This window comes from Oceanobacillus limi (assembly GCF_900111445.1).
Classification (GTDB): domain Bacteria; phylum Bacillota; class Bacilli; order Bacillales; family Amphibacillaceae; genus Ornithinibacillus; species Ornithinibacillus limi.
The window spans coordinates 136,822-142,821 of sequence record NZ_FOHE01000010.1 but is presented as its reverse complement, the minus strand read 5'-3'; the positions used below and the strand labels follow the sequence as shown (position 1 = coordinate 142,821).

General features: G+C 37.5%; 6 protein-coding genes. 4 read left to right on the top strand and 2 right to left on the bottom strand.

From position 1 onward, the window contains the following. Positions 1-342, top strand: a 342-nt coding sequence (locus BMX40_RS20290; RefSeq protein WP_425287859.1) for a hypothetical protein, incomplete at its 5' end; no start/stop codon positions are given. A gap of 513 nt (positions 343-855) precedes the next feature. Here the strand turns inward: BMX40_RS20290 and BMX40_RS20285 are convergent. Continuing rightward, entirely contained in the window at positions 856-1,023 is a 168-nt protein-coding gene (locus BMX40_RS20285; protein WP_170840771.1) for a hypothetical protein, read from the bottom strand. Positions 1,024-1,540: 517 nt separating this feature from the next. Between BMX40_RS20285 and BMX40_RS12130 the strand changes: the two genes are divergently transcribed. Together BMX40_RS12130 and BMX40_RS12125 are read left to right on the top strand one after the other, a co-directional pair. Beyond that, positions 1,541-2,311 (top strand): hypothetical protein, encoded by a 771-nt coding sequence (locus BMX40_RS12130; RefSeq protein ID WP_090870256.1) that lies wholly within the window; start codon positions 1,541-1,543, stop codon positions 2,309-2,311. Next, positions 2,304-2,789: a DUF6516 family protein gene (locus tag BMX40_RS12125; RefSeq protein ID WP_244513512.1), complete on the top strand. Its 486-nt coding sequence runs from the start codon at positions 2,304-2,306 to the stop codon at positions 2,787-2,789. Before BMX40_RS12130 ends, BMX40_RS12125 begins: the two co-directional genes overlap by 8 nt. Positions 2,790-3,080: 291 nt before the next feature. On the opposite strand, the gene arr is transcribed toward BMX40_RS12125, so the two are convergent. Next, a complete protein-coding gene (gene arr / locus BMX40_RS12120; protein WP_090870252.1) occupies positions 3,081-3,497 on the bottom strand; it encodes an NAD(+)--rifampin ADP-ribosyltransferase in 417 nt (138 codons plus the stop codon). Positions 3,498-4,314: 817 nt separating this feature from the next. On the opposite strand from arr, the gene betA reads away from it, so the two are divergent. Further along, positions 4,315-6,000, top strand: a complete 1,686-nt coding sequence (gene betA, locus BMX40_RS12115) for a choline dehydrogenase (protein ID WP_090870250.1) — start codon at positions 4,315-4,317, stop codon at positions 5,998-6,000.

The following is a 6,000-nucleotide window of genomic DNA, read 5'->3' as shown; positions in this document are numbered from 1 at the left end:
CATGAGAGAGAGCTTAAATCCTTACAAGCCGATATCGAGTCCGCTGAAAAAGAATTAGCTAAATTAGACGGAGAGTTAGTAAGAGCATCTGATGAACCAATTAAGGTGAGTGCAGGATATTTTTATTTTGGATCCGACATTGAACCAGGGCGGTATAAGATAACAGCACAAGAGGGGCATCGAGGTAATGTGTTTATAAGAGAGGAAGGGAAAAGGGGAAGTTATGTAGGAGAAACATTTGGAGATGGAAGCAGAGGTTCTACTGTTGATTTCGTTTTTGAAAGTAAAGCAGGGGATGAAATAGAAGCAACGATTCCGGTCTACCTTTATCCTGTTGAATAGAAAAAGGCCCCTTCTCTAAATTTTTTAATAATACGATCAATAATATATTAAAAACTCCAACCGTTTTTAAATAGGAATAAATTTATTGATCGCAATCTGACCACTTTTTAATTATAAATAAGTATAAAAATGTATAAATTTTTAACTGTTCTAAAGATGAAAAGCCAATTATAATAAGGTAATTGAAATTTTTCACATAAATTTATAGGTTGATAGTGTATGGGCGGCATGATGTAATAAGCCGTTCCAACCCTTGATATGAGTGGGTTTTTAAGTAAGGTGAGAGTGTAATGCTCACATTTTGCTCACATTGAGGATATTAACGGAGGCTTCTCATAAGTTCGCTGAACTTTTGGGAAGCTTCTTTTTTCATTTCTTGCGTAACATGGAGATAGACATTCTTTGTGATTTGATCGTGTATGACCGAGTCGATCCATAATCTATTCGAGTGAGACACTTGCCTCAGCAAGAAGTGACATATGAGTGTGTCGTAAACTTTTGGGCTTTAATTCTTCATTGATACAAGCGATCAGAAGCAGTCGTTTCATACGGTCTCAAACGTTTTAAAGCACCATGAGATAACCGTAATGTCCTCTTTATGGTAATCGATACCGATTGCTCAATCACTTTATTCTGAACCTTTTTTTGAGCTTTCAATGCTTTAATGACATCTTCATCCACAACGATTTTCGCCTCGATTTTCTGGTTCTTGGTGGGACTAATTGGTACTCCATCGTATTATTATTTGGATTATATTACATTTTAGTTATACTTATCATATTGTTTAGGAAGTCTACATCTTTCCATTTGAGAGGGACTAACTCTCCACCCCAAATACCTGTATAGGCTAGGTATCCTCGCTATCTGTGATATATTTCGTTGCTAGATGTACATTATTTCCAAATGTTAAAATTCATTCCATTAAACAAGATAACTTTGTTATTCTACCTTCCTAGCGGTTCGCATATAGTTTTACAAGACTGAGGAATAGATTAAACAAGACCCAAAGCAGTGTGAGAAGAGAATGAAGAGTTGAATGCAATTGTTTTAAATCTTAGGTAATATGCTAGTTGGAGTCAGAATGCTGCACGAATGTTTTTTCTATGATTGGACATAATGGTTAATGATTATATATAAATCATTAATTATCTAAATTTGACTTTTCATTAACACAGTAGCTATAATGGAGGTGAGAGAGGTGAAGTTGATGACAACGACGATATATGAAGAAACTGAAAAAGACATTGAGTATGCTTACAAATCACAAAGCAAGTCAAAGATTGAAAAAGAGACAAGCTATGTGTTAAGCCAAATTATCGTCATTATGTTAGGGGCTTTTAAGGATCGTCTAAAAGAAATCACCTTTGATACGAACTATCTTCATTTTAATGAGCAATATATTTTATCGAACAAAAATCGAAATGCGTTACTAAAATGGTTAAAACGTCTGATGTTGATAAGTCTGCCAACAACTGATTTGGAATTTGGGAAGCTCAAATTGGACTTAGAGGATTGGTATTATCAAATTAGTAGTCAAGACATTAGTTTCGAATATCGGGATGATTATTTGATAAAACCAAAACAAGCAGCAGAGCTTCTAGGTATATCTAATGTGACACTGAACAAATATATGAAACAAGGGTTTGAACATATCGACACTTCTTCTCATAATAAAATTCCAAAACATGCAGTAGACCTTTGGAAGGACCCTGTTTACTGCATTAAGATGCAATACCTCTATCAAGAAAAGAAGCGATTACGTCAAACACCTGAAGAACGTTTAAGCGAAGTTTATGAAGAGTTGATGCAATACAAAAAAAAATACAAGACTCCATTCATAAAAAAAGCCTTTGAAGGAATAAATATTGATGCACTGGATGACCCATCTGATTATTATGAGTGGAGGGATCTACTTGAAGAGGAAGAGGAGTTAACCAATCAACTTATAGGGGAGAAGGATATTGAGTAGAGAGACGGAAAAAGTCCTTCTCCCTGCTGACATCCCAGATATATTAGAGAAATACGGTGACTTATTATGTAATTATCCTCAATTGCCGACGAAGGATTCGATATATGGTAATTATAAGCGAACCAATAAAAAGTTATCGGTACTGTTTCCACTAATTGAACACCCTGTACACGGGAAGACAGGATTACATGCAACCGAAAAATATGAAGATGGATATGTCACAGAGTACCATTATCAATGGAAAATTATCATTCCAAAAATGGGAAAGTTGTTTCATCATATTTCTGCTTGGGAAAACGAGCCTCACGATGCACCATGGACCCCGGGAAAATACAAAGTTAAATCAGAACCTCATCACCATCATCATGTACCTGGTAACAGGGATCAACGAAAGGAAAATTGGGATATCTTAACCTTAGATAACGCGTTTTCTTTCGTTGCTCATTACATACGTAGTCGTGACGAGTATAAGCCATAGGGAACTCCAAACATTTTTAGGAGTTCTTTTTTATTTGTTCACTTGGCAAGTAGAACAGCATAAATAGCAAGAAGATTGAATAATTCAATATTATTAGTATAAACGACAGCAAAAACAAATTTTGACCTTTCTATTAAACTGTTCAGCAATAGCACGAGAAGAAGGGGGAGTAACTATGTGCTTTGGCTACAGTTTTGTCCTTTACAAATTTCTTCATCAATATCTCTATTATGAAAATACTGCAGATGAATAATTGAATTTAGTTTTCTAATTCATATAGATTATTAAAGATTAATCGTATATGACAGCTTTTCCTTGTTCACGTAATTTTTGTAAAGATGTAAGCATATGGTTGATTTTTTCATCAGAATGTCTTTCCCATTCGGCTAATTCAGCTATGATTTTCAGAGGTGATTTAGATCGATAAGAACGTGTTGGGTTTCCAGGAAACTTTTTGTCCGTTACGTTCGGATCATTTTCAAAATCACCCAATGGTTCCACAATATAAATTCGTTCCTTTAAATTGGATGTCGCTAATTCAGCACCCCATTTAGCAGCATCTAATGTTGCTGTAAAATAAATATAGTTCGACTTTTTATCTTGATAATTTGATACGTGTTGTGGTTCTAGAAGATCTCCAATTTTTAGTTCTGCTTTCGTACCATGAAAGAAAGGACCTTTATCTAAGACATCTTTTTTATCATTCATACTTGATACACCTCTTCTGTTTTCAAGTTTATATATACCAGTATAAGAAAGGAATTTTAGAAAGTGTAGTCTATAAATTAATTATTATTAGTAGTATAATAGAAGTAGAGCGAGGGATTTTCCAACGTCAAATACGTATTATTTAGGTCAAATTAGCGATCAACGTGTATGGTCTTGGTCTATTTTTGACTGGAAATCAGTATAGTGAAATACCCAATAACTAAGATGATATTAGAAGCTTCTCAAAGGATTAAACCTTTGGGAAGCTTTTTTTGACTAAAATTAGTTTATAGACTACGGCCAGATTATTCGAGAAAAGCCCCATTAAAGTCAACACTTAAGTAAGCCATTAAACGGACTTTCTACACACTCTAGAGATCCTGTGGAATTCCGACAACAGTACTCATACTCAAGATCTCATGCCAAGTTTATCTTGAGTGATGCATTAAAAATATATCAAAGAAAGAGTACACAGGTTTACAAAAGAAATATTCTGTGATAAATTAATATTGTTAAAAACGTTAAATAAAAATTTAACATAATTAACAAAAGCGGGGAGATGGTTTCAATTCAAGCCCGTAGGTTTAATTATAAACATTCTAGATTTGCCACAAGTTAAATTAAAATCTTGTTGGCTAGATACATAGAAATGAAGATTTCTAGTGTTATCTCAATCCTTAATCATTAATGGAACTATGATACGAATCGACCAAACGATTGATTAGTTTCATGAATGAGGGAGGAGTTTTTTTATGAGTGCTTTTAATATCGTTTTAATTACAATAATTAATTCTCAACATCCTAGGAGGTCTGTAAGATGAATAAATCATATGATTATGTAATTGTTGGTGGAGGTAGTGCGGGTTCTGTACTCGCTGATCGTTTAAGTGAAGATGGCAAACGTAGTGTCCTTGTTTTAGAGGCAGGACGAAGTGATTTTGCATGGGATCTATTGATCCAAATGCCAGCAGCTTTGCCATTCCCAGCAGGAAAAAGCTTATATGACTGGAAATATGAGTCGGATCCGGAGCCATATATGAATGGACGACGTATCAAGCATGCTCGTGGAAAGGTGCTCGGAGGATCGAGTTCTATTAATGGAATGATTTTCCAACGAGGTAACCCACTGGATTATGAACGTTGGGGAGCGGATCCAGGGATGGAATCGTGGGATTTTGCCCACTGTCTACCGTACTTCAAACGAATGGAAACTGCTCTAGCAGCAGATCCAGATGATGAGCTTCGTGGCCACAATGGTCCACTCAAATTGGAACGCGGTCCAGCAAAGAATCCTTTATTCCAAGCCTTCTTTAATGCAGCTGTCGAGGCTGGTTACTCACGAACACCTGATGTAAATGGTTTTCGCCAAGAAGGGTTTGGACCATTTGATAAGCATGTGTATAAAGGCAGACGTTACTCAGCTTCACGTGCATATATCCATCCGAATAAAGGGCGTCAGAATCTCACTGTGAAAACCCGTGCGTTTGTTACAAGTATCGATTTCAATGGTACCCGAGCAAGCGGGGTAACCTATCAACGTAACGGGAAAACGCATCAGGTTAATGCAGGAGAAGTCATTCTTGCTGGAGGTGCCATTAACACACCACAGCTACTGCAATTATCAGGTGTAGGGGATGCAGAGCACTTGCGATCACTTGGCATTAAACCAGTAGTTGATCTTCCTGGTGTAGGAGAAAACCTCCAGGATCATCTTGAAACCTATATCCAGTATGCTTGTCCGTTACCGGTTTCCCAACAGCCTAGCTTGAATAAAGCACGGATGCCTTGGATCGGTATGCAGTGGTTATTTGGGCGAAAAGGCCCGGCGGCAACAAACCACTTCGAAGGTGGAGGCTTTGTTCGTTCTAACGAGGATGTCGACTATCCGAATCTGATGTTCCACTTCCTACCAGTAGCGGTAAGGTATGATGGACAAAAAGCAGACACGAAACACGGATTCCAGGTACACGTTGGACCGATGTATTCTGATGCTCGCGGTTCATTAAAGATTCGTTCCAAAGATCCTAAAGAACATCCTAGTATGGTCTACAACTACCTTTCAACGGAACAAGATCGACGTGAATGGGTTGAAGCCGTACGGATTTCTAGGGAGATTATGTCACAGCCAGCAATGGCGCCGTACAATTCAGGAGAAATTTCACCTGGTCCTTCCGTTCAAACAGACGAAGAGATTTTGGATTGGGTGGCCAAAGACGCAGAGACAGCGCTACACCCGTCATGTACGGCGAAAATGGGACCAGCTTCAGACCCTATGTCTGTTGTAGATCCGCAAACCATGAAGGTTCATGGGCTTGAAAATGTACGAGTGGTTGATGCATCGGCTATGCCTTATGTTACGAATGGAAATATCCATGCTCCAGTGTTAATGTTAGCGGAAAAGGCATCAGACTTAATCCTTGGACGTAAACCACTGGATCCTATTCATGCTGACTTCTATCGTCATGGAGTGAATTCAGCCGACGAAGGAACAGTTAAAGCATAA

Excerpts from the sequence above, each read along its gene's own strand:
- arr (WP_090870252.1), bottom strand. The coding sequence starts at position 3,497 with ATGAATGATAAAAAAGATGTCTTAGATAAAGGTCCTTTCTTTCATGGT.
- betA (WP_090870250.1), top strand. The coding sequence starts at position 4,315 with ATGAATAAATCATATGATTATGTAATTGTTGGTGGAGGTAGTGCGGGT.